The sequence below is a fragment of the Patescibacteria group bacterium genome (assembly GCA_038065315.1).
Taxonomy (GTDB): domain Bacteria; phylum Patescibacteriota; class Minisyncoccia; order Phycocordibacterales; family JBBTRF01; genus JBBTRF01.
This window is the reverse complement of sequence record JBBTRF010000001.1, coordinates 156,559-182,576: the sequence shown is the minus strand read 5'-3', so window position 1 is coordinate 182,576 and position 26,018 is coordinate 156,559. Positions and strand designations below refer to the sequence as shown.

Annotated in this window: 29 protein-coding genes; 25 read left to right on the top strand and 4 right to left on the bottom strand. The window is 49.2% G+C overall.

Translation table 11 applies throughout. From position 1 onward, the window contains the following. The first annotated feature begins 24 nt into the window (after positions 1–24). The 14 genes from AAB391_00920 to dnaK all read left to right on the top strand — a co-directional run bounded on the left by AAB391_00920 (position 25) and on the right by dnaK (position 9,175). A complete protein-coding gene (locus AAB391_00920; GenBank protein ID MEK7644874.1) occupies positions 25–1,281 on the top strand; it encodes a hypothetical protein in 1,257 nt (418 codons plus the stop codon). A gap of 80 nt (positions 1,282–1,361) precedes the next feature. Further along, the gene (infA, locus tag AAB391_00915) at positions 1,362–1,577 is read left to right on the top strand and encodes a translation initiation factor IF-1 (GenBank protein ID MEK7644873.1); all 216 of its coding nucleotides are present in this window, start codon (positions 1,362–1,364) and stop codon (positions 1,575–1,577) included. 6 nt (positions 1,578–1,583) lie between these two features. Then, a complete protein-coding gene (gene rpmJ, locus AAB391_00910; protein MEK7644872.1) occupies positions 1,584–1,700 on the top strand; it encodes a 50S ribosomal protein L36 in 117 nt (38 codons plus the stop codon). Between the two features lie 27 nt (positions 1,701–1,727). After that, entirely contained in the window at positions 1,728–2,108 is a 381-nt protein-coding gene (rpsM, locus tag AAB391_00905) for a 30S ribosomal protein S13 (GenBank protein MEK7644871.1), read from the top strand. A gap of 29 nt (positions 2,109–2,137) precedes the next feature. Next, complete coding sequence (gene rpsK / locus AAB391_00900) at positions 2,138–2,584, top strand: 30S ribosomal protein S11 (protein MEK7644870.1); 447 nt, start codon at positions 2,138–2,140, stop codon at positions 2,582–2,584. 21 nt (positions 2,585–2,605) lie between these two features. Then, complete coding sequence (rpsD, locus tag AAB391_00895; GenBank protein ID MEK7644869.1) at positions 2,606–3,223, top strand: 30S ribosomal protein S4; 618 nt, start codon at positions 2,606–2,608, stop codon at positions 3,221–3,223. Between the two features lie 30 nt (positions 3,224–3,253). Then, the gene (locus AAB391_00890; GenBank protein ID MEK7644868.1) at positions 3,254–4,231 is read left to right on the top strand and encodes a DNA-directed RNA polymerase subunit alpha; all 978 of its coding nucleotides are present in this window, start codon (positions 3,254–3,256) and stop codon (positions 4,229–4,231) included. A gap of 51 nt (positions 4,232–4,282) precedes the next feature. Beyond that, positions 4,283–4,636: a 50S ribosomal protein L17 gene (gene rplQ / locus AAB391_00885; GenBank protein ID MEK7644867.1), complete on the top strand. Its 354-nt coding sequence runs from the start codon at positions 4,283–4,285 to the stop codon at positions 4,634–4,636. A 21-nt stretch (positions 4,637–4,657) separates the two neighbouring features. After that, a complete protein-coding gene (locus AAB391_00880; GenBank protein MEK7644866.1) occupies positions 4,658–5,005 on the top strand; it encodes an uL13 family ribosomal protein in 348 nt (115 codons plus the stop codon). 19 nt (positions 5,006–5,024) lie between these two features. Further along, on the top strand, positions 5,025–5,435 hold the full coding sequence (rpsI, locus tag AAB391_00875) for a 30S ribosomal protein S9 (GenBank protein ID MEK7644865.1): 411 nt from the start codon (positions 5,025–5,027) through the stop codon (positions 5,433–5,435). A gap of 324 nt (positions 5,436–5,759) precedes the next feature. Next, positions 5,760–6,017, top strand: coding sequence for a GIY-YIG nuclease family protein (locus AAB391_00870; GenBank protein MEK7644864.1), 258 nt, complete (start codon positions 5,760–5,762; stop codon positions 6,015–6,017). 4 nt (positions 6,018–6,021) lie between these two features. Continuing rightward, a complete protein-coding gene (locus tag AAB391_00865; GenBank protein ID MEK7644863.1) occupies positions 6,022–6,627 on the top strand; it encodes a nucleotide exchange factor GrpE in 606 nt (201 codons plus the stop codon). A gap of 194 nt (positions 6,628–6,821) precedes the next feature. Then, positions 6,822–7,163 (top strand): hypothetical protein, encoded by a 342-nt coding sequence (locus AAB391_00860; protein ID MEK7644862.1) that lies wholly within the window; start codon positions 6,822–6,824, stop codon positions 7,161–7,163. A gap of 74 nt (positions 7,164–7,237) precedes the next feature. Next, positions 7,238–9,175, top strand: a complete 1,938-nt coding sequence (dnaK, locus tag AAB391_00855) for a molecular chaperone DnaK (protein MEK7644861.1) — start codon at positions 7,238–7,240, stop codon at positions 9,173–9,175. Positions 9,176–9,406: 231 nt separating this feature from the next. Here dnaK and AAB391_00850 read toward each other — a convergent pair whose 3' ends face one another. Further along, positions 9,407–9,700 (bottom strand): hypothetical protein, encoded by a 294-nt coding sequence (locus AAB391_00850; protein ID MEK7644860.1) that lies wholly within the window; start codon positions 9,698–9,700, stop codon positions 9,407–9,409. A 129-nt stretch (positions 9,701–9,829) separates the two neighbouring features. Between AAB391_00850 and dnaJ the strand changes: the two genes are divergently transcribed. The 4 genes from dnaJ to AAB391_00830 all read left to right on the top strand — a co-directional run bounded on the left by dnaJ (position 9,830) and on the right by AAB391_00830 (position 17,338). Continuing rightward, positions 9,830–10,987, top strand: a complete 1,158-nt coding sequence (gene dnaJ, locus AAB391_00845; protein ID MEK7644859.1) for a molecular chaperone DnaJ — start codon at positions 9,830–9,832, stop codon at positions 10,985–10,987. A gap of 166 nt (positions 10,988–11,153) precedes the next feature. Beyond that, positions 11,154–15,332 (top strand): hypothetical protein, encoded by a 4,179-nt coding sequence (locus AAB391_00840; protein MEK7644858.1) that lies wholly within the window; start codon positions 11,154–11,156, stop codon positions 15,330–15,332. A 59-nt stretch (positions 15,333–15,391) separates the two neighbouring features. Further along, positions 15,392–16,135, top strand: coding sequence for a lysophospholipid acyltransferase family protein (locus AAB391_00835; protein MEK7644857.1), 744 nt, complete (start codon positions 15,392–15,394; stop codon positions 16,133–16,135). Positions 16,136–16,294: 159 nt separating this feature from the next. Then, positions 16,295–17,338 (top strand): phosphotransferase, encoded by a 1,044-nt coding sequence (locus AAB391_00830; protein ID MEK7644856.1) that lies wholly within the window; start codon positions 16,295–16,297, stop codon positions 17,336–17,338. 44 nt (positions 17,339–17,382) lie between these two features. Here AAB391_00830 and AAB391_00825 read toward each other — a convergent pair whose 3' ends face one another. From AAB391_00825 to AAB391_00815, 3 genes are read right to left on the bottom strand one after another with little or no spacing between them, the layout of a single operon-like run. Next, the gene (locus tag AAB391_00825) at positions 17,383–18,159 is read right to left on the bottom strand and encodes a hypothetical protein (protein ID MEK7644855.1); all 777 of its coding nucleotides are present in this window, start codon (positions 18,157–18,159) and stop codon (positions 17,383–17,385) included. Further along, entirely contained in the window at positions 18,156–18,938 is a 783-nt protein-coding gene (locus AAB391_00820) for an HAD family hydrolase (GenBank protein ID MEK7644854.1), read from the bottom strand. The genes AAB391_00825 and AAB391_00820 overlap by 4 nt, the downstream gene beginning before the upstream one ends. After that, positions 18,935–20,200: a pyridoxal phosphate-dependent aminotransferase gene (locus tag AAB391_00815; protein ID MEK7644853.1), complete on the bottom strand. Its 1,266-nt coding sequence runs from the start codon at positions 20,198–20,200 to the stop codon at positions 18,935–18,937. Before AAB391_00815 ends, AAB391_00820 begins: the two co-directional genes overlap by 4 nt. A gap of 252 nt (positions 20,201–20,452) precedes the next feature. Between AAB391_00815 and AAB391_00810 the strand changes: the two genes are divergently transcribed. The 7 genes from AAB391_00810 to AAB391_00780 all read left to right on the top strand — a co-directional run bounded on the left by AAB391_00810 (position 20,453) and on the right by AAB391_00780 (position 25,900). Further along, a complete protein-coding gene (locus AAB391_00810) occupies positions 20,453–21,133 on the top strand; it encodes a lysophospholipid acyltransferase family protein (GenBank protein ID MEK7644852.1) in 681 nt (226 codons plus the stop codon). Then, complete coding sequence (locus tag AAB391_00805; protein ID MEK7644851.1) at positions 21,126–21,797, top strand: HAD-IB family hydrolase; 672 nt, start codon at positions 21,126–21,128, stop codon at positions 21,795–21,797. The genes AAB391_00810 and AAB391_00805 overlap by 8 nt, the downstream gene beginning before the upstream one ends. A gap of 11 nt (positions 21,798–21,808) precedes the next feature. Then, entirely contained in the window at positions 21,809–23,398 is a 1,590-nt protein-coding gene (locus AAB391_00800; GenBank protein ID MEK7644850.1) for an ATP-binding protein, read from the top strand. A 37-nt stretch (positions 23,399–23,435) separates the two neighbouring features. Further along, on the top strand, positions 23,436–24,455 hold the full coding sequence (locus tag AAB391_00795; GenBank protein MEK7644849.1) for an AAA family ATPase: 1,020 nt from the start codon (positions 23,436–23,438) through the stop codon (positions 24,453–24,455). 24 nt (positions 24,456–24,479) lie between these two features. After that, positions 24,480–25,460, top strand: a complete 981-nt coding sequence (trpS, locus tag AAB391_00790; GenBank protein ID MEK7644848.1) for a tryptophan--tRNA ligase — start codon at positions 24,480–24,482, stop codon at positions 25,458–25,460. Between the two features lie 76 nt (positions 25,461–25,536). Beyond that, positions 25,537–25,788 (top strand): hypothetical protein, encoded by a 252-nt coding sequence (locus AAB391_00785; protein MEK7644847.1) that lies wholly within the window; start codon positions 25,537–25,539, stop codon positions 25,786–25,788. Beyond that, a complete protein-coding gene (locus tag AAB391_00780; protein MEK7644846.1) occupies positions 25,760–25,900 on the top strand; it encodes a hypothetical protein in 141 nt (46 codons plus the stop codon). The genes AAB391_00785 and AAB391_00780 overlap by 29 nt, the downstream gene beginning before the upstream one ends. Positions 25,901–26,018: the final 118 nt, after the last annotated feature.

The window sequence follows — 26,018 nt, the reverse complement described above, 5'->3', positions numbered from 1 at the left end:
GTGAAAATTTGCTATACTACCGATATGTCGAGGCCTATTATCAATGATGTGCGACCTTCAGAACGACGAAGTATTCGGATTATCCCTGCTTCACTCCGCTCACCGTCTGCGCGCGGAGGTGGAAACGATACTGGCCATGATTCGCATGCAAAAATCCGTCGCAGTATTCTTTGGGCACTGGTCGTCGTCTGTATCGGCGTGCTTTTCTATGTTGTCTCCACGTTTTTTATTGGTGCCACTATCACCGTCCTTCCACTTAGTCAGAAAGTGGCGGTAAATACCACGCTGTTGGCCAGCAAGACTGCTTCAGTGAAGGGTTCCGATCTGCAATATCAGCTTGTCACACTCTCAGATCAACTCCAAAAAGAAGTGCTTGCACAGGGTACGCGCATGGAGGAGAAAAAAGCATCGGGTCAGATAGTGATCTACAATAATGACAGTGCATCCACCCAGCGCCTCATTCGTAATACCCGTTTCCAAACACCAGAAGGATTGATCTACCGAATCTCTGAGCCGGTCACTGTTCCAGGAAAGAAGGGAACAGTGCCCGGAAGTATTGAGGTCACGGTCTATGCCGACACTGCAGGTTCCGATTACAACATCGGCCTCACAGACTTTACTATTCCAGGATTTAAAACCAGTCCGACCAAGTATAAAAATATCTACGCGCGTTCAAAAACAGCTATGACCGGAGGTAGCAAGGGGGTAGTTCGGGTGGTGAAGCCTGCCGATGAAAAGGCGGCTCGTGATTCGATGATTGCTGACCTCAAGGCTCGTCTCCTAACATCTGCTGCAGCGCAGACTCCCGCTGGCTATGCTTTCTTCGATCGAGCGACACTGTTTAATGTCGAGCAGCTGCCGAATCAGAACAAAGATACCGATACTGTTATTTTGACGCAGAAGGTAGTGCTTACTGGACTGGTGATGGAACGAAAGGCGCTCGCCATGGCTGTCGCGACGAAGCAATTGAATGGCTACGATGAAAAACCAATTGACCTATCGACGCTTGAAGGTCTTGAAATCGTCCCGCAGAACATGTCGATAGGGGTCTTCGATCGTGACCCGGTGAAATTGGCGGTTTCTGGCACGGCGAGCTTCGTGTGGCTCTATAATGCTGCTAACATCTCAGCCGCTCTGGTATCTCAGAAAACGGCTCAGTTCAAGGAAATCATGGCGAATTTCAGCGAAGTCACCCCGATGAAGGCGGTAGTTCGACCATTCTGGCGGAGCACGTTCCCAGATGACGTCGCCCGTATTACCGTCGTAGAACCAGAGCTGTAGCGCCAATCCACAGCCAGACACTTGACTTTTGTGGCCTATTTTTGTTATGATGCTATTCACTGTTTTTACAGGATTTATATATGGAGAAAAAACCAGATACAGGCGTTTTAGGAGTCGTCACCGAGGCGCTTCCGAATACCTTGTTTAAGGTGAGACTCGATGGCCAAGAGACGGAAATGATGGCCTATCTCGCGGGCAAGATGAGAATGAATCACATTCGAGTCCTGATCGGAGACAAGGTGAAAGTGGAGGTTGATCCGTACGGCGGCAAAGGACGAATTACTAAACGATTGTAAACACCAATGAGAGTAAAAGCTTCAGTAAAAAAAGTGTGTGCTCAATGCAAGACCGTCCGACGAAAGGGCTATGTGTACGTGGTGTGCTCGTCTAACCCTCGTCACAAGCAGCGCCAAGGTTAATTATTCATCATCCTTACTGTATATCCAATGCGTATCTCAGGTATCACCATTCCAGACGACAAGCGAATCGAGATTGCTCTCACGGCAGTCTTCGGCATTGGCCGTCCACTCGCTCACACTATTTTGACCCGAGCGAATGTTGATTTTGCCAAGAAGGCGAAAGACCTTACTGTAGACGAAGAGAATGAGATCCGCAAGATGATCGAGGATTACAAGATCGAAGGAGACCTCAAGCGAGAGGTCGCGGGCAACGTAAAGCGCTTGAAGGACATCAAGGCGTACCGAGGCATCCGACACCTCCGCCGACTCCCAGTGCACGGCCAGCGCACCAAGACCAACTCTCGAACTGTTCGAGGCAACGTTCGCAAGACCATGGGTTCCGGACGAAAGGCCGTTGAGAAGAAGTAATCCTAAAGAAATAACCGACATACATTTATATGGCAACCCCAAAGAACACAGAAGTAAAGAAGACCGACAAGGCCGCCGCTCCAGCGGAGAAGGTAGTCGCGGCGGCACCTTCAAAGGCCTCGAAGCTCAAGCTCGACAGCGGCATTTTGTACGTGCAGTCTACCTACAACAACACCAAAGTGGTGTTTGCTGATCCAAAGGGTAACGCCGTATTTTGGTCATCAGCGGGATCTCTCGGTTTCAAGGGTGCAAAGAAGGGCACTCCTTTTGCTGCAGCAAAAGTGGGCGAGACCTTGGCTGCAAAGGCAGCTCTCCTTGGTCTCAAGGAAGTGGCAGTCATCGTGAAGGGCGTTGGTTCTGGCCGAGAATCAGCCGTTCGAGGATTTGTATCAAAGGGTTTCACCATCACCTCTATTAAAGACGTGACTCCGGTGCCTCACAACGGTCCGAAGCCAAAGAAACCACGACGCGTTTAATATTAATCATCACGTACTCACATGAAAATTGGTCCAAAGTACAAGATTGCACGACGACTGGGAGCCGCAGTGTTCGACAAAACACAGACGGCTAAATTTGCTGCATCTGTCGCCCGACGAAGTGGTGGCAAGGACGGCAAAAAGAAGCCTCGCCCAAAGAGCGAGTTCGGTACCCAGCTCATCGAGAAGCAGAAGGCCCGATTTACCTACGGCGTGATGGAGAAGCAGTTCCGCAACTACGTCCGAAAGGCGATTGCACAGACCAAGCTCCACCCAGACGAAGCACTCTTCCGGGCGCTCGAAACTCGTCTCGACAATGTCGTGTACCGCCTTGGCTTGGCCAACTCTCGACTCCTCGCGCGACAGATGGTTTCTCACGGCCACATTTTGGTGAACGGCACCCGGGTCACCATCCCTTCGTACACCATCTCTGAGAAGGATGCGATCACCATCCGTGATGGTAGCCAAAAGAAGAAGCTGTTCGAGCAGGCAGCGGAGAAGATGAAGAATGCGCCGGCGGTCAATTGGATCAAGAGCGAGTCGGAGAAGAAACGAGCCGAGATCGTTGGAATGCCGAAGTTTGCAGTTGGCGAGACACAGTTCGATATCGGAGCCATCCTGGAATTCTACAAGCGATAATTATCAATCATTTTATATAACAACAATCACATGACTGATCAGACTATCGTACTTCCATCAAAGCCTCGAATCATCAAAGAAGATGGTTCTGTTGGCATCTACGAAATTGATGGATTGTACCCAGGATACGGACATACTCTCGGCAACTCACTTCGACGCATCATCTTGTCGTCTCTTCCAGGTGCAGCGATCACTTCAGTGAAGATCACTGGCGTTTCTCACGAGTTTTCAACTATCGAAGGAGTGAAAGAGGACGTCATCACTATTCTCTTGAACCTCAAGAAGATTCGCATCCAGCTTTTGAGCGATGAGCCTCAGACCATGACCCTCCGCGTGAAGGGTGTGAAGAATGCGACGGGCGCCGACATCGAGGCTCCGGGCCAGGTGGTCATCGTGAACAAAGATCAGCACATTGCATCTGTCACCGACAAGAACACCACTTTGGAAATTGAGATCACTGCCCAGAAGGGTCTTGGTTACGTCCCAAAGGAAGTTATCCAGAAGGAGCGCGTAGACATAGGTGCTATCGCTCTGGATGCCATTTTCACCCCAATCAAGCGTGCGAACTACGAAGTGGAGAACATGCGAGTCGGCAACCGTACTGATTTCAACCGAATCAAGCTCTTTATTGAGACCGATGGTACCGTCACCCCTCACGAGGCGCTTGAACAGTCTATTGTGACCATGATCGAGCAGCTCAAGGCGATTGTCGGATTCAAGGAAGAGGAGATTGCACCAGCAGAGGAGCGAGCAGCGAAGGCTGACGCTGAGGAGGCCTCAGAGAAGTCTTCAAAGAAGGAGATTGATCCAGAGCTTTTGAAGACCCGCATCGAGACTCTCGACCTTTCACCTCGAACCCTCAATGCGCTCACCAGTGCAAATGTTCGAACCCTCGGCGGCTTGGTTCGCAAGAAGGAGGAGGACATTCTCGATATCGACGGCCTTGGCAGCAAGGGCGTACAGGAGATCAAGAAGTTCTTGAACAAGTACGGCATTTCATTAAAATAATCTGAACGCCGAAAAGACCCAAACAGACACGAGCGTCATTAATCAAACACCATGAGACACCATAATAAAAATCGAGTATTCGGACGAGAAACAGGACAGCGAAGCGCCTTGCTCAAGTCGCTCGCACTCGCATTGGTGAACCATGGCCAGATCATGACTACCGAGGCTAAGGCCAAGGAGATCCGACCCTTCATCGAACCGATGGTGACTCGAGCGAAGACCGACACCGTCTTCAACCGACGATTGGTGATGGCGCGCATCGGTTCCGCTTCAGCGGTGAAGAAGCTTTTCACCGAAATCGGCCCATCGTTTAAGACCCGAAACGGTGGCTACACCCGAGTGATCAAGCTCCCAGCACGAAAGAGCGACTCTGCTCGCATGGCCGTCATCCAGTTTGTAAAATAATCAAGCACCCAACACACTTCCATGAAACACACTCTTGACGCAAAAGACCAGAAGCTCGGACGACTCGCTACCAAGGCGGCCTCTCTCCTCATGGGCAAGAATTTGACTTCGTTTGTCCGCAATGCGGCTCCGACCGATGTTACTGTTGAGATCATCAACGCTTCAAAGGCATCGATCGCTACCAACAAGATGAAGCAGACCACCTATGCTCGATACAGCGGGTTCCCAGGCGGTTTGAAGACTCCAAACATGGTGGACATCGTGGCGAAGAAGGGCTACAGCGAGCTTTTCCGCCTCGCGATCCAGGGCATGATCCCAAACAACCGCCTCCGCCCAGGCATGATGAAGCGTTTGACCATCAGCGAGTAATCGGCTATTGTATATCTCCATGACATCCAACACTTCAACTTCAGACAAAAAGTACACCCAGGGCATCGGCCGACGCAAGACCTCTATTGCGAGCGTCCGCATCACTCCTTCAGCGAAGACCTCTTTCACTTTGAACGAGAAGGATTTGAATACGTATTTCCCGACCGCTGAGCTCCAGCAGATCGCCATGGACGCTTTGGCAAAGTCAGCCGAGAAGTTCAAGGTCACTGCGATGTTGAGCGGCGGCGGTATCCACTCTCAGGCCGAGGCACTCCGACACGGCATTGCACGAGCGTTGATTCAGCACGATATCGCACTCCGTGGTTCTCTCAAGAAGGAAGGCTTTTTGAAGCGAGATCCTCGAGCGAAGGAGCGACGAAAGTTCGGTTTGAAGAAGGCACGAAAGTCTCCGGCTTGGAGCAAGCGATAGTTATAAGCAGGCAAAACAAAAACGCATTCTGAGGGATACGCATAAAAGCTCGCTAGCTTTTCGCTCCGGCTCGGCCCGACGGCCTCCGCAGTTCCCTCAGAATGCTGTTTTGTTTTGCCTACATATTTCGTTCGATTCCTCCACGCCGAAAGACTTCCTTGCGGTGTTTTCTAGAGATCCTTCAGGGCTAATTTACCGCTCGAATAGCCGACCCTTTTTAGGGCTTGCTTCACCTGATTGTCCCAACGCCGACGAAGTTTCTTGTCCATTTGTATAAGTATATATGTATGAGTCTGTCTTATCAATTGCTATACTGTACCTGCCGTGGCTTACTACATATACATCTTGAAATGCGCGGATGGAACGTTGTATACGGGTTCGACGAATGATGTGGAGAGGCGAGTGGTGGCGCACAATGAGTCGAAGACGGGCGCGAAGTACACGAAGTCGCGGCGGCCGGTGGTGTTGGCGTATGCGGAGAAGTGCCGGACGAAAAGTCGTGCACTGAAAAGGGAGTGGGAGATCAAGGGATTGACCCGCGTACAGAAATTGGCGATAATACAGCCCTATGGACGACACTAAAAATATGAAAAACGATCAGGATGATGTAACTTTTGAGCCGACGGCTGCTGGCAAGGCAGACGCAAATTCTGGCGATACAGATGATGTAGTGGACACCAACGAAGAAGGCATCGAGAAGGGCTCCCAGGCCAAGCTGAAAGACTTGCGCGACAAGCTCAAGAAGTGTGAAGCCGAGAAGCTCGACTATCTCACTGGCTGGCAGCGCACCAAGGCCGACATGGTAAATGCGCGCAAGCGCGACGAGGAGCGCCAGAAGGAGCTCGTGAAGTACGCGAACGAGGAGCTCATCCTCGACATCTTGCCAGTGCTCGACAGCTTCGACATGGCTCGTGCCAACAAAGAGGCTTGGGAAAAGGTGGACAAGAATTGGCGCATGGGCGTCGAGCATATTCAGGCGCAGATCCTAGGTATCTTGCAGAAAAACGGCCTCTCCGAACTCAACCCCCTCGGCGCCGACTACAGCCCGCTCGAGCAGGAGGCGATAGAGATGGTGGAGGTAGACGAAAAATCACAGGATGGCAAAGTTGTCGCTGTCATCAACAAAGGATACAAGCTCGGCGACCGCGTGGTCCGTCCGCCGAAGGTGAAGGTGGGGGAGGTGAAGAAGTAATCTCTTGTCACAAAGGTGTAGTTCGTAGTGCGAGGGGTGGGGTGTCCGTCAGTGTTTTTGAGTAGGTGCGGATTTTTCATACTTTCTCATACTTTGTATGAAAAATCCGAAGGTACTCTTTTCCGCTGCACCACCAACCTTCTGTTCAGTCGAATATGTTGACTCCTCCATATTTCTGGTATAATAGCAGTCCGATGTTGACCCTCGCTCCACAGCAAAATATCATCGAAAAAGTCCTGAAAACACGGGCTGGCGGCTTTGTTCGTGCCCGATTTTTGGTGGTGGAGTATCAGGGTCAGGTACGCGTAAAACTCCTTTCTGCCACCCCGATCGAGGCAGCTGAAGCCTTTGCCTTTGGTGATGTTGTTTCCGGTGCGTCAAATACAGCTGCTGTCCAAGCACTCCCAGCACCTGTCGAGCTTGCTGTCTTTGAATTTGTAAAATCTCTCCAGCTCGAGTCTGTCGTCTATCCACATCTCGCCATCAAGGCGATCCTCAAAAGCCAACCGACCCGCGCGCCGTCCTTTGCGTTTTAAGCTGAATTCGATTTCACACCCCGTTCATTCGGATTTTAGAAATCCTTTATCACGTTTTTAACGCAAATTAACCCATGTCAAAAATCATCGGTATCGACCTCGGTACCACCAACTCAGCAGTCGCGGTGATGGAAGCGGGCAGCCCGAAGATCCTCGAAAATGCCGAGGGTGCGCGCACCACTCCATCTATTGTCGCTCAATCAAAGACCGGCGACCGACTCGTCGGCCTCCTTGCGCGGCGACAAGCTGTCACCAACCCAAAGAACACCGTCTTCCAGATCAAGCGCTTCATCGGACACACATTTGACGAAGACGCGGTGCAAAAAGACAAGGCATCGGTGCCTTTTGAAGTGCAGAAGTCTGCGAACGGTGGTGTGGAAGTGAAAATGGCCGACAAATGGCTCCGACCGGAGGAGATCTCGGCCATGATCCTCACCAAACTCAAGACCGACGCGGAAGCGCGACTCGGCGAGAAGGTGACTCAGGCCGTCATCACCGTCCCGGCATACTTCAACGACGCACAGCGACAGGCCACCAAGGACGCAGGCAAGATCGCCGGCCTCGAAGTGATGCGTATCATCAACGAGCCGACCGCAGCCGCCCTCGCATACGGCTTCAACAAAAAGAAGGATGAAAAGATCGTCGTCTTCGACTTCGGAGGCGGTACCTTCGACATCTCCGTGCTCGAAGTGGGCGCCGACCTCGTGGAGGTGAAGTCCACCGACGGTGACGCGCACTTGGGCGGAAAAGACATCGACCAGAAGATCATCAAATGGCTCGCGGATGATTTCAAGAAGGAAAACGGTATCGACCTCATGAGGGATCCCTTGGCAGTGCAGCGACTCGACGAGGCCGCAGAAAAGGCCAAGATCGAGCTCTCCACCGCGGTGCAGACCGAGATCAACATTCCGTTCATCTCATCTGGCAGTGACGGCCCGAAGCACCTCGTGAAGACTATGACCCGATCAACGCTCGAGGTTCTCACTCGAGAATTCATCGATCGAGCAATGATGATCACCAAGCGTGCGATGGAAGCATCGCCGTTCAAGGTGGCCGATATCAACGAAGTGGTGATGGTGGGTGGGCAGACTCGTATGCCAGCCATGCTCGCAGCGGTGAAGGCCTTCTTCGGAAAGGAGCTCCACATGGGAGTGAACCCAGACGAAGTCGTGGCGATCGGTGCCGCTATTCAGGGCGGTATTCTCGCCGGCGACGTGAAGGACGTGCTCTTGCTCGACGTGATCCCACTTTCATTCGGCATTGAAACTATGGGTGGCGTCGCGACGAAGCTCATCGAGAAGAACACTACTATCCCGACACAGAAGTCTCAGGTGTTCTCGACCGCGGCGGACAATCAAACCTCTGTGGAAATCCACATCACTCAGGGCGAGCGTGCTATGGCGGCGGACAACAAGTCGCTCGGCAAGTTCACTCTCGACGGTATTCCACCGGCTCCTCGCGGTATGCCGCAGGTGGAGGTGTCTTTTGACATCGATGCCAATGGTATCTTGAATGTGACTGCCAAGGACAAGACCACCGGCAAGTCGAACTCGATCAAGATTACCGCAAGCTCCGGCCTGAGCAAGGAAGAGGTCGCGAAGATGCAGAAGGATGCGGAAATGCACAGTGCTGACGACCAGAAGAAGCGTGAGGCAGTCGAGGCAAAAAATGTCGCCGAGCAGATGATCTACACCAGCGAGAAGGCGCTCAAGGATGCGGGCGATAAAGTGCCTGCTGATGTCCGCAAGGGTGTCGAGGACAAGACCGCTGACCTCAAGCAGGTGAAAGATGGTGCTGATCTTGCGAAGATCAGGAGCGCAACCGAAGCTCTCTCGACCGAGCTCTCCAAAGTTGGCGAGGCGATGAGCAAGGCTGGTGCGGGCGCGGCAGGCGCCGGAGCAAACGGCGAGGCCTCAAGGGCCGACACTGCGCAGGGCGACAAGAAAGATGCTGACGGCCCAGTCCGCGATGCGGAGTTCAAGGAAGGCGGTAAAGATGGGGAGAAGAAATAGCTGAAGCAGCCGGGGTGGCGCAGCGAAAAAGAGTAGTATCGGATTTTTCATACGAAAGTATGAGAAAAGTATGATAAATCCGCACCTACTCAAAAATGGCCGCAGACACCTCTCCACTAGGCTCCTGAAAATCAGAAAATAAAAAAACCCCCCTCTTCCTACTCTCCATGACCTAGTACAAAGACTGAGTCGTGGAGATAATGGAGGAGGGGAGTGAGGTAGATAACGCGATCAGGTCTTAGGTGCGGCGTCCGTTCGCCTTATGGTAAAAAGAGCCTTCGTGATTCCGAGGATGATTATCGGGGTGCCAAACAGCACGATGAATTGCATCTCATGCTTGAGCCCCAACAGGTCTTCGGCAGGCGTGCTGATTGTGTAAACGAGCAGAATCAGCAGGCAGAACAGGAACCAAGCGCCAAAGGTTATCGCAAAATACCTCGGCTCGAGATATGCGCTCAGCATGATTGCAATTGAGACGAGGCACTGGATGGCGAAAAGTCTCCGGTCTTTCAAGATGACGATCATGATTAACGATGCTAGGTGTATTGTTCGGGACACCACGGCTTCCTTTCTGAAGCCAACCCTCTAAAACAACTGACTGAATAGAATAGTTACACACCGTATGGTATAGTGTCAAGGTTCAAAAAATCTAAAATGTCAAAAGACTATTACAAAACACTCGGAGTCGAAAAGAGTGCCTCGAAAGACGAGATCAAGCAGGCGTTCCGTAAGCTCGCGCATGAACATCACCCAGACAAGAAGGGTGGCAACGAGGCGCGCTTCAAAGAAGCAAATGAGGCGTATTCGACCTTGTCGGACGATGCGAAGCGTGCACAATACGACCGATTTGGTTCGTCGGGCCCAGGTTTTGGTGGAGGCTCCGGCGGAGGAGGTAATCCCTTCAGTGGCCAAGCCGGTGGTTTCGATGGCTTTGATTTTTCGCAATTCACCCAAGGCTTCGGTGGCTCGCAGAACATCGAATTCGACATTGGCGATATCTTTGGCGATATTTTCGGCACTGGCGGTTCAAGCGGGCGCGGGGCAGGAGGCGCACGAGGTGGCCGCGGTCGCAGTCAGAAGGGCCGCGATATGTCGATCGATATCGAAATTCCGTTCAAGGATGCTGTCTTCGGCTCTATTCGTGAGCTACGTTTTAGTCGCACTGCGGCATGCGACCATTGCAATGGCACAGGGGGCGAGCCGGGAACAAAAATCGAGACCTGTGACACCTGCAAAGGACGCGGCAAGGTACAAGAGGTGCGCCGCACCTTCCTCGGCAATGTGAGTACCACAGCCACTTGCCCAACCTGTGCTGGGAAAGGTACGATACCAAAGGAAAAATGCAAGATCTGCCGCGGTGCAGGCGTGTACGACAGGCAGGAGAATCTCGAGGTAGTCATTCCGGCTGGCATCAACGACGGCGAGATGCTCCGCATGGCCGGCAAGGGCGAAACACTGGCTGGCGGCGGCACCGGCTCTTCTGGCGATCTCTACGTGAAGATCCACGTCGTGCCGCACCCGCTTTTTGAGCGCGATGGCGCCGACTTACATGCCTCGCTCGGTATTAAGCTTTCCGAAGCACTTCTCGGTGCAGTGAAAACATTTACCACGCTCGATGGCGATATCCAACTCAGCATCCCGGCCGGTATCACTCACAGCGAACAACTTCGTGTAAAGGGGCGCGGCGTGCCGATCGGCGGGAGCAAAAACCGCCGCGGTGATCTTTTTGTGAAGATCTCCATCGAAATGCCGAAACACCTCTCGAAGGCGGCCAAGAAAGCGATCGAAGAATTGAAAAAAGAGGGGATGTAGAGCACACTATCCACAGTCTCGGCCGTTGCTGTGCTGTATAATTCACTGTATGCGACTATGGAAACTCTGTGGCGTTGGTGGGATTTTTCTTTTTATTGGCGTAATTTTTTTCGGGTCGTCTCTATTTGCGCAAAGTCCAACGCCTGCAAACACTACTCTTGTTGATGTGTATGTAAAAGTAGCGGGCGCCGCCTTTACCGATCCTTCCGTCTTTGGTGGAGATGGTAGTGTTGGTAATCCATACGGCGCGCCGATGGGAAGCATTGATTATGTCATGTCCAACATATTGGGCGTGAATAGTGCAAATTATGCCCTTAAGGACAAGCCGTCAGATACAAAATTGGTAATACATTTGAAAAATGGCACGTACCTTACGGCTGGTTTTTCTACCAACAACACCTGTGGCACTTCGAACGGCTGCCTCCCTCAGTGGACTTTGCCAAGCAACGCATCTATCGTGGGAGAATCTCGGGACGGGACGATTATCAAGCTCGATGACGCGAGATTTACTGCAAGCAGCAAAATGAGATTGGCAGATATTTCGGTGATTGTGGGTGATGGATACAAATGGGTTGGTGGCGTGAGGGCGGTTCCAAGTGCGGAGGGTATCAAGAATCTGACCATCGATGCCAATTACTCGACTCTGGTTGAGAAGTTTAACTCGGCTCCGTTCAATAAAGCTGTGCCTGAAAACAGGACGAGGATACACGGTGTTCAGTTGTTCGGAGAAGGAAATTTTGCAGATGGTATTAGATTAAAAAATATTGGCAATTATTATGGAACCGGCGGGACAGAATCTTTTGGAATCTTGCTGCTCCTTTCTGAACATGGCGTCGCTGATCCAAATGTGAGATACAATGCCTCCTGTACTGGAGATACGACCGACGTTCACTGTTCTCGAATTGTCAACTCTGTTTATGAGGAGAGCAACCTACATTCCTCATTGAGGAATAGGCAAGGTCTGTCAACTGTTTTTAACATTACCGGCTCTTGGAATTCTAATGGTACGAACGATGATCCTGCGCACACGTCGCGCAAGGACGTCTTTATGAATCGCTCGGTTATTGCGAACAACACTATTCGCTTTACTGGCGTAAATGGCGAAGATAGCGCTTTCCAAGGATATTCGGTACACCACACATATGGTGGAAAAGTGTTTAATAATATTGGCGAAAATATTGCTGCGGGATATTACTCTGACTGGTGGCAGGATTATAATCTCGAAATATACAATAATCACTTTTTAGGTGTGTCTCGTGGTATAGATATTTTTGTAGATCGATTGCCAAATTTCAAAAAGATTGGCTATAACATTCACAATAATGAGATAACTCTCGTTCCTGTGAATGAAGGTGCACGAGCAGGTATTCGAATTATCCGTAACCTGTTTAATCCGAGCGATTCTTTGTATTACCCGCCAAGTACGTATGCACGAGAATTGAAGAATTTTCGTGTCGCCAATAATGATATTAGGTTTATCTCAAGTCCGATAGGGGAATTTCAAAATTCTGCACTATTGATTACAGAGGTTGAGGGGCTAGAAATTTCTGACAATATTTTTGATAGTCGTTTCAATCAATCAACAAATCTACTACAAGAAAGTTATCGTTATTTTTCTATGCGAAAGGTGATTTTGACTTCTGGTGCTGAATATAAAAATTCCGGGGTATCTGTCACTGGAAACATGGATACTTTGGGGAAAAGTGTAGATTGCCTTTTGAATACAGCGGATGTATTTTTATCAGCAACCACTACTCATCAAAACAAATGTTCCGGTGCCCCAATTCGCACCCTAGTCACTCCGAACGTGACCCCTGTATTGCTCCCTGCGGGTACCATCAATGCGAATCTTTCCATTACAACCAATGATGTGGCGACTTGTAGATATGCCGCAGGAGTCGACACTACTTATTCGGCGATGAACAATAACTTCACAGCGTGGGACACAGGAATGACCCATTCTGCTACCATCACGGGCCTTGTCGATGGCACGAGTCGTTCGTACTCAATTCGCTGTCGCGACACGAACGGAAACGTCAATCTCTCCGATCTAACGGTTACGTTTACCGTTTCGATGCCGTCGACATTCAATGTCTCCAAAACCGACTCCTATAATGTCTCCGTGGTGAAGGGGGAGAGTGTCAATACTCAGATCTTTATCACCAACAACTCGGGTGCGCCGAGCGTGCCGGTGACCTTCACCGCTGCGCCCGGGATGCAGCTACCGGTTGGCATTAGTTACTCATTCTCTCCAACATCCTGTACTCCGAATCCGACCTGCAATGTTTCTCTTGTCATTACCGCTACACCCTCAGCACCGACCGTGACCGGTGTTGGAACACCGCTCGCCTTTGCTCTGTATGACAACGGCAGAGCACTTGGTGCGATCCAGGTGTTGCTCACGGTCAATCCGCCAGCCCCAGTTATTCCGCCGCCAAATCCTACCCCAAACCCAAATACACCACCAAATCCGAACGTTGATGCCAATACTCCGACCTTCGCTAACCCGACTTCACTCTCTGGCTGGGCGTGGTCTTCGACGATCGGCTGGTTGAGCTTCAGTAGCACTAATGAAGCCGCACCAAGTGGTGATTACGGAGTGAATCGCGACATTTATGGGAACCTCACCGGCTATGTCTGGGCATCGAATGTTGGTTGGATCAAATTTGGTGGGCTGAACACAGCGTCAATGCCGAATTCGACTGTCGCGCCAGGTACCACACAGACCAATGCGAAAGTGGACCCTCTCAGTGGCCGCATGACCGGTTGGGCGCGTGTCTGTTCTGGCGCACAGAATCCAAGTACCTGCTCCGACACCGGCGGAGCGACCTATACTGCATCGAACCCGGATCCAAAGGGTGGTTTTAGCGGCTGGATCAGTCTGGGCGGCATTACGGCGGCTGGTCCATATGGAGCGCAGATCATTACAGAGCTCGACGGTAGTCGTCATTATACTGGCTACGCTTGGGGTTCCACAGTACTCGGCTGGATCCACTTCGGTATTCTCGTTCCTTCAGATCCGACACCGCAGCCAAATATCGTAGCGACCTGCGTCGCGCCGACCTCGCCGATGGTTGGCGCAATCGCTACTTGGCGTACAACCAATGTCGCCGGAGGTAACGGAGCATATACCTACACATGGTCTGGTTCTGATGTTGAAGGTCCGAAGGGGAATGCTTCCACAGCATCGAACAAGTATACGACTCCCGGTATTAAATACGGAGACGTGTCGGTTTCTTCCGGCGGCCGAACACTTGTTGTTATCTGTCCAGAGATCAGTGTTGCTCCAGAACCTGATCCACTGCCACCTGACCTAGCTGTTGCAGTCACAGCTAGCCCGGCAACTGCATATGTTAACGAAGCAATCTCATGGGCATCTGTCGTGGATGGTTGTAGCGATGCGAGATACACCCCATGTACCTATGCGTGGTCTGGTGATGGCAGTATCTCGGGCTCCGATACCAACACCAGCACTAGTTATCCTACGGCAGGAACAAAGACCGGCACACTCACCGTCACTTCGGGATCGCGCACCGCATCGGCAAGTGCTACGGTCACGATTTTGCCAATCGGCGGCAGCGGTGGTGCCAATAATATAGTCATCGGCGGTGGCGCCTCGTGTATTGGCGTCTGCGAAACCTCGAGTATTCTTGGTCTGACTTGCGCGGCACCGACACGTGCCGGTAGCGACTGGACATGGACAGCGACTCTGGATGGTACGTTTAAGGGCAACCAACCATACAAGTTTAATTGGATTCGATCTACAGGTACCGACTCCGAGCTCCATTCTCCTATCTCCCAGACGACCAATTCATATACCTGGACAGGTACCCCTCCGACACAAGCAGCACAGCCTGGCCAGTTCGTCACTGTCTCAGTTTCCGATGCTTCGTTGGCAGTGAACAGCTCGCAACTCATCAGCTGTCCAGCCGTGCCTCAGGAAAACACCGATTCAAATGTGAATTTCGGCGCGGCACCAATCGCGACAAATAATTCGGCCGCGCCTTCGGATGCGAGTGCCTATAAATCTTCCGTCACAACACAGAAAGGCCGAGCGGTGGCGATGCGTTACGGTATCTCCGGTGGCAACACAGACGATGTCTACTTCATCACTCAGAGCGGTCCAGCAGGCTCTGGTGTTTCCGGAAACGCACTCTCACAGCAGACCTACAGCTCTATTGTTCCACCGACTATTTTGATCCGCGGTCCGCTCAACACCGAGGGCGTCTACAAGTACACCCTCAAGATCTTCACCAAGGGAGTCAACGTACTCACAGGTTCTCCAAAATCGGTATCTGAAATCACCGTGACCGTTCGTACCAATCCGGACCTCAACGAGTTCTAGAAAAGCTATTACTCGAGTGCCGGCGCTCGATTGAGACATGATATAATATTCAGTGCTGTATGAGAAAACGCTTCTTTTCCGTCATCCCTGTCCTTTTGCAGGCCATCATCTACGTATTCGCCCTTGTCGTATTCAAGTTGTTTTGCCGCATTCGATACGAAGGCGTCGAGCAGCTCCTGGCCTTCCAGAAGGCCCAAAAGGCGGCAGGCAAGACGGTCGCATTGATCTTCGCACCCAACCATTCTAGCGAGTGGGATGGGCCCCTGGTACGCGTCGGTCTGCCATTCTTTTGGCGGTTCTCACCGATGTACTACGTGTCACAAAAGAAGGATTTCTATGATGCCTCCGGCTGGCGGCGGTATTTGTACGGCGGCATTTTGTTCAACCTTGCAGGAGCGTATCCAGTGTATTCAGGTCATCACGATTACGCGTATTCGCTACAAAACTTCATCGCACTGGCCCAGCGTGGCCGTTGCGTCTGTATTTTCCCTGAGGGCATCCGCACTGCCAATGGCAAGATTGGCCCAGCACGCGGTGGCGTCGCCTTCTTGTCCCACGCCGCTCAAGCGCCAGTCGTACCAGTGGCGATGAAAGGCTTGGTCAATCTCACTGCCGCTGACTTTTTTCTACGTCGTCGCACTGTCGTGATCCGCTACGGCACGCCAATGCTCCCAAAGGAAGTCGTAAGCCCCGTCAGCCCGACTCAGGCACCACAGCTCGGCAAAGGCTCCGTTGGTCCCACTGTCGACGACTTCCACGCAGGAGCGAACAAGGTGATGGGGAGGGTGGGGGAGATGCTGTAATTTGCACTATTACCTAGGCCGACAAGACCGAGCTGCACAATCTGGTCAATACCCTTGAGTAGATACAAGCTATTCAACCATCATGGGCCCTTGACATTTTTATTATAGGTATGTATTATTTTCTCAGTTTTGAAAATACAACCTACGAAAGGACTAACCGTGAATAAAACACAACGACAGTTTGTCTCAATTGTGAGCAAATACTTCGTCGGCTTGCTCAAAAGGAACGGGGTTTTTGTCCGCAACCTGCGAATGGTGGATTCTAGTCACGTAAATTACGTCTTCACATGCTCTTTTAATGGCAGAGAGGCAATTTTGAAGGCAGGGCTTTTTGGAAGAAGCATGCTATTCGCCTACGAAAAGTTTTTAGCAGCTGGACCGAGCGTTTTTTCTAAGACACTTGACGGTGGCAACATGCCATGCAGCAACGACATCGTCATAGAGGTTCGGTCGCTCAGATTTCTTTGGGATAGAGCGTTTCGGGTCCCAAGAATTCTAGAGTTTGTTGGACCAAATGTTGTCATACTCGAAAAAATCCCGGGGAAGTGCATTGATCCAGGTGCTTTTGACAAGTCGTTCGCTGAAGGATTGGCAAAATGTATTGCTCGCCTCCATCAAACTGAGGCACCGGACAATCTCAAGCCTAGACAGATAAGCGCGACCTCAGACTCACTCATTATTGAGGACTTGAATTTCCAGCAACCAATGATTGCGAGAGGGCTTCATTCGAATATAGTCGAGCTTGTCTCAGCACATTTGACTATGAGGAATCTCCTGCACGGTGACTGTAAGGACGGTAACATTATCCGCGACGGCCAGTCGGTTTGTCTTCTTGATCCGAAGCTGTGCGTAGGTATTCCACATGTAGACTTAGGTAAGTTCATGTTGAGGCTACTCCTGTCAGCTAATCGGAACGGGCTACAAAAGCTGACAGAGGGTCTTGTCGCATTTGCTGATCAGTATTCGCAAATAGTGGGTTTAAGATCAGTAGAGCTTCAAAAAACTTCGGTGGCTCTAGGACTCATCGAGCTTGAGCATCTACTGTCGGGGCCACCGAGAGCAAACATTGAAATACTCGGCCCCGAGATGCCAATGCTCTACCGTCAGAAAAACATCATACAGCAAATCTCTCATCGCATCTTAAGAGAGGGTAGGGCGTTGACTGTTTCCCAACTCGCTTCCTCATTAGCGAATCGATTTTAATCTATCGTCCAACCATACGCGCCCTAGTAGTTTGGGCGCGTATTTTAAATAACACGAATTCTCTTGAGGTGTCTTTTCTGGGACTGCTTTTGTTCGGTCCTACCATGAAAACTTTTTTTATTATCGAAGATATATAGGTACCCAGGACGCCATACTAGGGCACGGATGTTGGCATGCCTTCCAAGAACTTCACCGATTTTATTAGCGACTAGGGAAACATCCAGTGCATTCAAGGTGGGATCATCCTTAACGTGCCAATCCTTACCATATTGTCCTAAATCTCTGTACGAGAAAAATTCAAACCCTCTTCTTCGGTCATAACTCAAGATTGGATTCACAGAAATAATTTTTCTGTCCATTGAGACTGGATACATCTTTCTCATCAACATCAATTCATTCGCACTAAAGCACTTGACGAAGTCACTCATTCTATAAATAAGCGTCTGCCCTCCATTTTCATCCACTGGACAAACCTTGCACAGCAGGGCAATAAAGTTTGGTTGTACAGTCTGATTAGCAAAGGCTCTTTCAACATGCATTCTTAGCCCGTCGATGGAGAAGGGCTCGTTTTCCATCGAGATATTCGAATCAATGTCGGTTCTGACATTTAAAATAAAGAGGTCTTCAACATATGCAGCGTCCACGTTCGACTCTTTGAGTGGTGTGCCGATTTTGCACATTAGTTCCAGAAAACTTTTATTGGAAAAGCTTTCACCGACATTCAGCAGGACAACCCCGTCCCTTTCCAAGACCGAGACAAGGTCGTCTTTTGGTTCTAGGGGTAGCATTTTTAGAGATGGAAAAACATGGTTGTATCTCATATGAGTTTCAGTATCGTTGAATCAATTCTTTCACCAACTTCTAACACCAAATCCGCTTTGTTCTTAAGCTCAGGAATTGCATCACTAGCGGCAATTTTAAATACATCTAGCATAAAGGCAGGTAGATCATTAACTCCGTCACCAATCACAGCCGCTTCTTTTTCGGTCCATCCGCCTCTGTCTAGTACTTTTTTTATCGCGCAAGCCTTATTACTCGTTCGGTTGTGAATCATTAAACTTCTACTATTACGACGACTAGCGAATGAGTACATTTCTAGGTCGAAGTGATCTGCAAGGTCCTTGATGGTGGTCACCAGTGACTCCTGGATATCTCGAACATACACCTGGTACACTCCCTCATGATCCAGAGTTTTATTCCAAAACTTAAAGAGTGATGAGTCTTTCGAAAGTAAATTGTGTTCAGAGAAAAGTCCGGTTGCTTTATTCAGGTATGTATTTTGAGTGATAGCTGTCAGTTTTTCGAGTAGACCACCAACAATCTCCGCACTCATAATATTAGAGTGCAGTATATCTCCAGTGAAAGGATTCAATACTAAGGCTCCGTCGTGAAGAATGAAATAACCATCGAGCAAACGGGGCTTATTGGCCAATAGGTCATATATAAAATATAGCCCTTTTCCTGTTGAAATAACTGGCACGGCACCCGCCTTTTTCAGTGAATCAATAAGCTCGTCAGGCTTTTCAGTCAATTCGTTTGTTGCCTGGTTTGTAAGTGTTCCGTCAAAATCTATGAACACAACCTTGATGTCCCTTTTCATTCTTTAGTATTCTCTCTAATAATTTTTGATAAACGCTCGAGAGCTTCTTCTTGGTCACCCTTCTGCTCTAGAAGGGTGACTCTGAATAAGGTATCAGACGTATCACCGAGGCACTTGCCTGGAAGTACGGATACATTGTACCCTCGAATTGCCCTCAAGAAAAGCTCGTGACACGAGCAGGAAATATCGGGTTTAAATAGTATATTGATACCCCCAAAGTCAAAAATTTGCTCGAATAAATTCGAATTTTTTCTGTACCAGTCACGAACGGCCTGCAGGTTTTCGGAAAAGTGTCTTTCGTTCAATTCGACCACCGATTTATAATCACTAAACAATGCCGCAATCTCATCCTCAGAAAGAGAGTACTTTCTCGAAAGCTCCCTAAATTCATTTTCTGCATCGCCCCCCGATTTAAGTATGTATTCAAAAAGATACAGAAACTCACTTAGAAGGAATAATAAACTAGATGGTCCACCATAGTTCGTCGACGCGGATTCATAGAAATTTTCCATGAAAACTTTATCGGCTAGGATGAAGCCGAATTTCATTCCAGGAACCCCGTATTTCTTTGAAACACTCACGATTCTTACTACATTTTCCTGGTTAATTTCCCTCGGATAATTTGTTTCTGTAAAAGCAAGGCCTTCGTCAATGATCAAAAATAGATTGAACTCCTTGGAAATCTGCAAAATTTCTTTCCAGTATCTTTCTGAAAAGATTCTACCTTCCACACCAATGAAATTCGTGAGAAATAGAATCTTTACTCGATTGTCCAGAACAGATTTTCTTATTTCCGCAATTATGTCATTCTCCTCTCCTAATGAGGAAATGAAAACAGTGTCCGGGAAATGATTGTGAATTGACCTCAGGATCGGTGGGTAGTATGGAGTTAGTGTGAGTACTTTTGCTCCAACTAATTGTCTAGACAGTTGTTGAAAGACGATTCCGATCGTGACGCTGTTGCCAAGAGTCAGAGCGATCTGATCTTCCGAGTAATTACAATGCGAGGACAGGAGCTTTCGTAGGGCAGATACTGCATAGCGATGTCCAAGCGAGTCAGAATAGCCCGTCCAGTGTTTTTCTAGCGATATGTCGATGCATGTTTTAAAGAACTTCGGAAATCGTATGGAATTTTCATTCCAAGAACCACGACTGAGAATTAAATTGACTTCACTCTTGAATGTGCCGTAAAGTTCTTTTTTGAAGAACTGATTAAAGTACTTTTTCGCGCTAGTAACTGAATCCTGAGAGGTGTCGGACATTGTTTTTTGACGTTTAAAAACCTTTTAGTCGCTGTTGCATATCAACAGATACAGCAAACGACCGACAAAATATACAAGACTGTGCGACTTCTGTCAACTTGCCCCCTGTCGGGTTTCGTAAGAAAACCCTAGAAGACAGTTTGTGCTAAAATACAGGCACCCCTAACTGTCATGCTCAGCCAAGAAGCAATCCGACGGTAACCTTGCGGATAATTGGAATCTCACGCCCCAGGGCGTATACTTATACTCGCAATGGGCTCTAGATCTGTTTCCGATAAAATTCACGACTTCCTATATTGGTGCATTCGAAAGTCTGTCGGATTCGTTGTCAAAGCTATATGGATAAAAAAGGTGGTCGGAATTGATAATATACCGAAAGCTGGCCCAGTGATTGTTGCTTTTAATCACCAGAGTTATTTCGACTTCCTTTGTTTCGTGAGCGTTTCAAATAGAAACGTACACTTTCTTTCGGCTGAAAAGTTTTTCGATCATTTATTCTGGTCGCCAATCATGAAGATTACTCGCCAGATTCGAGTGGACAGAAAAGTGCACGATAAGAGAGTCCTGCATAATCGCATATTTGAGCATCTTCGTGAGGCAAAAATGATTGGTATTTTCCCAGAAGGTACCCGGTCACCGGACAAGGAAAACATGCTCCCTGCCTTCACTGGCGTCGCACGCTATGCTGTTCGTGGTCACGTTCCCGTAGTGCCAATAGGCATTAGAGGAGCTCACGAAGTCATGTCGAGAAAAGATACCTTTCCTAAATTTTGCAAGACAGTTGAAATGCACGTAGGAAAACCAATTTCCTTTGAGAACTACTCTCACACCAAGCTTGGTCGAAGGGCATTTAGAGTTCTAACAAATCAGATCATGTTAGAGATAGCCGAGTTGTCCACAAAAAAATATCGGCATTTACAACACAATGACTAATGAACCAAAAGTTGTTTTTTTTGACGTTGACGAGACGTTATTGAAGGGGCAGAGCCAGCAAGCCTTACTCCATTTTCTTTTTCTCAAGAATAAAATCCCACTATCGTTCTTTCTAAAAATCTGTGCATGGTTCTTTCTTTATGGGCTTGGGTTGGTGAAAAGTACTGAAAAGATCCGCATGGTGGCAGTTTCTTTTCTAAAAAATTGGCCGATCGCCACGTTTCAGAGTGAACTCAAGATTTTTTTCGATGCTAACTTAAAAGATCGGATATACGAGGGAGCACTTGAAAAAATTCGCCAGCATTTACAGAATAATGATTCGGTGGTGCTTCTTTCAAGCGCTATCGAGCCACTCGTTGCAATCATTGCCGAGGAAATAGGTGTGCACGATGCTTTGGGAAGCCGCCTAGAGACACGAAATTTTGCCTATACCGGCAATTTTGCCGATGAGCCATTGTACGGAAAAAATAAATTACAAGCGGCACAGAAATATCTTGCGGTAAACAACCTCCTTAATAAAAAAGTTGTGGCGTATGCCGACCACCTCACAGATACGGACCTGCTAGACTTTGCGGACTTTCGTTTTGTGGTAAATCCAAAGAAAAAAATGCGCTCACTGGCTTTGAGGGAGGGTTGGGAGGTGTTACAATTCAAGAAACATTAACTCTTCTTCGTATGAACCTCTTTGGAATTACCAGTTTAATGATTTTCTTCAGCAGTATAGGTCTTGCTCTATCTCTGTATTCAGGAAATACCAAATCCCGAGTAAACCAGGCATGGCTCATTGCCTCTATCGCTATCGCTTTGTGGGGCCTCTCCCTCTATGGTGTCACTTCGAGTCTCACTGAAAACGTTGCATTTCGGTGGCAGTATCTTCTCGATGTCTCCGCAATTTTTATTCCTGTTCTGTATTTCAACTTCATCTCGATACTTACGGGAGAAAAAAATAGGCGGATGCGTCAGATTTCTTGGGGCTTAGCAACTTGTCTTGCCATCTTTAGCTTTAGTCCACTTTTTAAGACGGGGGTGATATCAAGATATGGAACATTCTGGATAAACCCCGGACAATACTACGATGTCTTTCCTATTTTCTTCAGCATGTATACCGTCCTGGCACTTTTTGTCCTCATACGATCTTATCGACGAAGCAATGATCACTTGTTTAGGGCACAGATACGCAACACTCTGATTGCCGGCATGATCGGTTTTGGTGGAGGGATTACCAACTTTTTCCCACAACTATTTAATGTGTATCCTTTCGGTAATTACTTCGTGTTGCTCTACACGCTTTTCATGAGTTACGGGGTCTTAAAGTACAAACTAATGAGCGCAAAGATTATCTCAGCCCAGCTCTTTTCCGGTGCGCTTGTTCTCGTCTTTCTTTTCAACCTTCTTCAGCCCAGTGGACTAAGTGACTGGATCATTAAGTTTCTACTATTTGGCCTCGTCCTCTCTTTCAGTATTTTGCTTGTCAAAGATATGTACAAGGAAGTCGCCACTCGCGAGCGCATCGAAAGCTTGGCGAAAGATTTGGCAAAGGCGAATGACCGCCTGAAGGAGCTCGATGGTCTGAAGTCGGAATTTTTGTCGATTGCGTCGCACCAGATTCGCGCGCCGATCACGGCAATTAAGGGGTACGCTTCGCTCATCATGGAAGAAAACTTTGGCAAGGTGTCGCCTGAGCTAAGGAGTGCAGTTGAAGTGATCTTCGAATCGAGCAAGAGTATGGCCATCATGGTGGACGACTTTTTGAATATCTCGCGCATCGAACAAGGTCGAATGAAGTATGATCTCACCGTCACCGACCTCAGCGCGCTGGCGACCCAGGTGGTGGATGAGCTCAAACCGACCGTGGAGAAGAAGGGTTTGACCATTTCGCTCACTTTCGACAAAAAGGCCAATTATGATGCCCGCATCGACGCCGGCAAGATCAAGCAGGCGGTGACCAATCTCGTGGATAACGCCGTAAAATACACACCAAAAGGCTCTATAAGCGTCAATTTGGCCCGTAGCGGTGGCAAGATCGACTTAGCGGTCAAAGACACAGGTATGGGTATTTCCGCCGAAAATATCCCGAAATTGTTCCAGAAATTCAGCCGCTCCAAGGACGCCATCACCACTAATGTGGGCGGTACCGGCCTCGGTCTCTATGTCGTGAAGCAAATGGTGGAAGGCCACGAAGGCGGCAAGGTCTGCGTAGAGTCGCCAGGTGAGCACAAGGGTTCGACGTTCCATATTGAGGTCGAGGCGTTTGAGAAGAGCTAGTTTCCGCTCCGCGCGTCTTTTTGGTATACTTATTCCCATGAAGTTTCCTCGTACCAAAAAGCTGCTCTTTGCCAACAACAAAGGGGGTGTGGGCAAGACAACCCTTGCTTTCAATTGCGCGATGTCCTTTGCCAAAGCAGGCTACAAAACGGCTCTTATTGACCTTGATCCGCAGTGCAATCTTTCCCGACTTGCTCTGGGCGACAATCACTATACTGACACGCTGTTCTCATCGACTTTCAAAGATATCTACACCGTTCTAAAAGGGGTCGTGGAAGGAGGTGCTGATATCGATATATCAGTACCGATGATTCCTGTTTCAAATAGCAACCACAATCTGTTTCTTCTGAAGGGGAGTGTAAATTTGTCGCTGTACGAGAACCTTCTTGTCTCAGCTTATGGTCAGGCAGCTTCTGGCCAGCAAAATGGCTACTTCGTGACAAGCGCGATCGATCGTTTTCTGCGAGCACGAGGTTTGAGTGACGAAATCGACATCTTTGTTATTGATACTTCTCCGAGCCTCTCACTTCTCAATCAAGTCATCTTCCTAGGCGGTGACTATTTTGTTGTACCCATGATGCCCGACGCTTTTAGTGTCCAAGGAATAGAAAATCTCGGGACAGTGTATGAGAAATGGAAGCAGAATTGGAAAGTGACAGGCAAAGCTTTGTCGGGTAACACAGAGGGCAAGTTCGTTCTCTCTGGCGACGGTCTTTTTGTGGGGTATATCGTGAATTCGTATAATGTATATGGAAAGCAGCCGATCAAAGACCACCGTCACTGGATTGAGGAAATACCCAAGAAGGTCAAATTTTTTCTCTCAGAAAAGCACGGGAGGAATGGTCTGGTGGAAAAAAGCTGGAAAGATCCGCTAGCCGTAATACAGGATTACGGAAGAATTCCCGCAAAATGCCAGGAGCTCGGAGTGGCGATCTTTGATCTTGATCCAGCCCTCATCGAGGATCGACAGGAAGGGACGAAGCAAAATATCGAGAAATCCAAGGAAGAATTTGCAAATCTCTCGAAGGAATTACTGCAGGTCTTGGCTGCATACTAGCTCATCATATATACTGATACAGATATGTTCCAATTTCACACAAGAAACGCAGGCAACACTGACCGGAAGATCCTCCTCTCCGGCATCAAGCCTACCGGCCGCCCGCACATCGGCAACTATTTTGGTGCGATGAAGCAGTACGTCGAGTTGCAGGATAGTCATGAGTCGTACATTTTCATTGCCGACTTTCACGCTCTCACGAGCGTCCAAAATGCTGCGGAGCTCTCCCAAGCCACCTACGACCTCGTCCTCGACTACCTCGCCATCGGCCTGGATCCGAAGAAGGTGACCTTGTTCAAACAGTCCGACACACCACAGGTGACCGAGCTCGGCTGGATCTTCAACTGTCTCACCACCATGCCGTATCTGATGCGCGCGCACGCTTTCAAGGATGCAGAGGCGAAGAACAAGGAGATCAACGTCGGCCTTTTTGACTATCCAATCCTCATGGCCGCAGATATCCTCATTCAAGACGCTGCCGTGGTGCCGGTGGGACAGGATCAGAAGCAACACGTGGAATACGCCCGCGACACCGCGGAGAAATTCAACCGTATCTTCGGCGATACTTTCAAGTTGCCTGAGCCGCTCATTCTCGACTCCGTGAAGACCGTGCCTGGTATCGACGGCCAGAAGATGAGCAAGAGCTACAACAACCACATCCCACTCTTCTCGACCGATGATGAGCTTCGCAAGCTGGTGATGTCGATCGTCACCGATTCTTCCGGCGGCGTGCCGGCGAATGTCCGCGCGATCCACGAGCTGTTCCGCGACAAAGCGTATCTCGACGCGCTTTACACCGAAAAAGCAGGGAAGTACAAGGACTTGAAAGAGGCGTTGTTGGCGGACCTCATCGCTTTTGTGACCCCTTTGCGCGAGCGACGTGCCGAACTCGCTAAAGATCGCACCCGTGTCCTGAAAATCCTCGCCGAAGGCGGCAAAAAAGCCCGCGCTCGCTCCGAAGCGAAGATGACGGAAGTGCGGAAGAAGACGGGGCTGTTGATTTAAAATGTCTGGGGCAGAAAGGTAGCAGTGCGCATAGCATTTCTCTGCGGCAAGCCGCGGGGCTGGTTGATTAAAACCCATGCAAACACCCAATTCCCAAATCGTCATCTACAAAGATAAAAATGGAAACATCAAGATAGATGTTCGCTTTGATGGCAACACGGTATGGCTGACACAAGACACTATCGCAACCCTCTACGACAAAGGTCGCTCAACAGTAACCGAACATATCAAAAATGTCTTCCAAGAAGGTGAATTGGAGGAAAATTCAGTATGTCGGGAATTCCGACGAACTGGTGCTGATGAAAGAAATCGCAGAGAAAAAGTTTGAGGAACATAAACAAGTGGCGGCAAAACAGGATGTTGATTTTGATGAGGTGGCGTTAAAAGCGATTGAAGGCGCAAAGTTGAGTAGGGGGAAAGTGAAAGGTAGCGATGAATAAAAACGAGAAAGAGGGCATCGGCCCTCTTTGTTCATGAGTCAATTATAGCACATCCGCCTTTAGAAACAACGGTGACAACGCGCCGAATGTTTGACATATTGCAAAAGGTGTAGACAAG

Coding starts and splice junctions, on each gene's coding strand:
- AAB391_00920 (MEK7644874.1), top strand. CDS start 25: ATGTCGAGGCCTATTATCAATGATGTGCGACCTTCAGAACGACGAAGT.
- infA (MEK7644873.1), top strand. CDS start 1,362: ATGGAGAAAAAACCAGATACAGGCGTTTTAGGAGTCGTCACCGAGGCG.
- rpmJ (MEK7644872.1), top strand. CDS start 1,584: ATGAGAGTAAAAGCTTCAGTAAAAAAAGTGTGTGCTCAATGCAAGACC.
- rpsM (MEK7644871.1), top strand. CDS start 1,728: ATGCGTATCTCAGGTATCACCATTCCAGACGACAAGCGAATCGAGATT.
- rpsK (MEK7644870.1), top strand. CDS start 2,138: ATGGCAACCCCAAAGAACACAGAAGTAAAGAAGACCGACAAGGCCGCC.
- rpsD (MEK7644869.1), top strand. CDS start 2,606: ATGAAAATTGGTCCAAAGTACAAGATTGCACGACGACTGGGAGCCGCA.
- AAB391_00890 (MEK7644868.1), top strand. CDS start 3,254: ATGACTGATCAGACTATCGTACTTCCATCAAAGCCTCGAATCATCAAA.
- rplQ (MEK7644867.1), top strand. CDS start 4,283: ATGAGACACCATAATAAAAATCGAGTATTCGGACGAGAAACAGGACAG.
- AAB391_00880 (MEK7644866.1), top strand. CDS start 4,658: ATGAAACACACTCTTGACGCAAAAGACCAGAAGCTCGGACGACTCGCT.
- rpsI (MEK7644865.1), top strand. CDS start 5,025: ATGACATCCAACACTTCAACTTCAGACAAAAAGTACACCCAGGGCATC.
- AAB391_00865 (MEK7644863.1), top strand. CDS start 6,022: ATGAAAAACGATCAGGATGATGTAACTTTTGAGCCGACGGCTGCTGGC.
- AAB391_00860 (MEK7644862.1), top strand. CDS start 6,822: ATGTTGACCCTCGCTCCACAGCAAAATATCATCGAAAAAGTCCTGAAA.
- dnaK (MEK7644861.1), top strand. CDS start 7,238: ATGTCAAAAATCATCGGTATCGACCTCGGTACCACCAACTCAGCAGTC.
- AAB391_00850 (MEK7644860.1), bottom strand. CDS start 9,700: ATGATCGTCATCTTGAAAGACCGGAGACTTTTCGCCATCCAGTGCCTC.
- dnaJ (MEK7644859.1), top strand. CDS start 9,830: ATGTCAAAAGACTATTACAAAACACTCGGAGTCGAAAAGAGTGCCTCG.
- AAB391_00835 (MEK7644857.1), top strand. CDS start 15,392: ATGAGAAAACGCTTCTTTTCCGTCATCCCTGTCCTTTTGCAGGCCATC.
- AAB391_00825 (MEK7644855.1), bottom strand. CDS start 18,159: ATGAGATACAACCATGTTTTTCCATCTCTAAAAATGCTACCCCTAGAA.
- AAB391_00820 (MEK7644854.1), bottom strand. CDS start 18,938: ATGAAAAGGGACATCAAGGTTGTGTTCATAGATTTTGACGGAACACTT.
- AAB391_00815 (MEK7644853.1), bottom strand. CDS start 20,200: ATGTCCGACACCTCTCAGGATTCAGTTACTAGCGCGAAAAAGTACTTT.
- AAB391_00810 (MEK7644852.1), top strand. CDS start 20,453: ATGGGCTCTAGATCTGTTTCCGATAAAATTCACGACTTCCTATATTGG.
- AAB391_00805 (MEK7644851.1), top strand. CDS start 21,126: ATGACTAATGAACCAAAAGTTGTTTTTTTTGACGTTGACGAGACGTTA.
- AAB391_00800 (MEK7644850.1), top strand. CDS start 21,809: ATGAACCTCTTTGGAATTACCAGTTTAATGATTTTCTTCAGCAGTATA.
- AAB391_00795 (MEK7644849.1), top strand. CDS start 23,436: ATGAAGTTTCCTCGTACCAAAAAGCTGCTCTTTGCCAACAACAAAGGG.
- trpS (MEK7644848.1), top strand. CDS start 24,480: ATGTTCCAATTTCACACAAGAAACGCAGGCAACACTGACCGGAAGATC.
- AAB391_00785 (MEK7644847.1), top strand. CDS start 25,537: ATGCAAACACCCAATTCCCAAATCGTCATCTACAAAGATAAAAATGGA.
- AAB391_00780 (MEK7644846.1), top strand. CDS start 25,760: ATGAAAGAAATCGCAGAGAAAAAGTTTGAGGAACATAAACAAGTGGCG.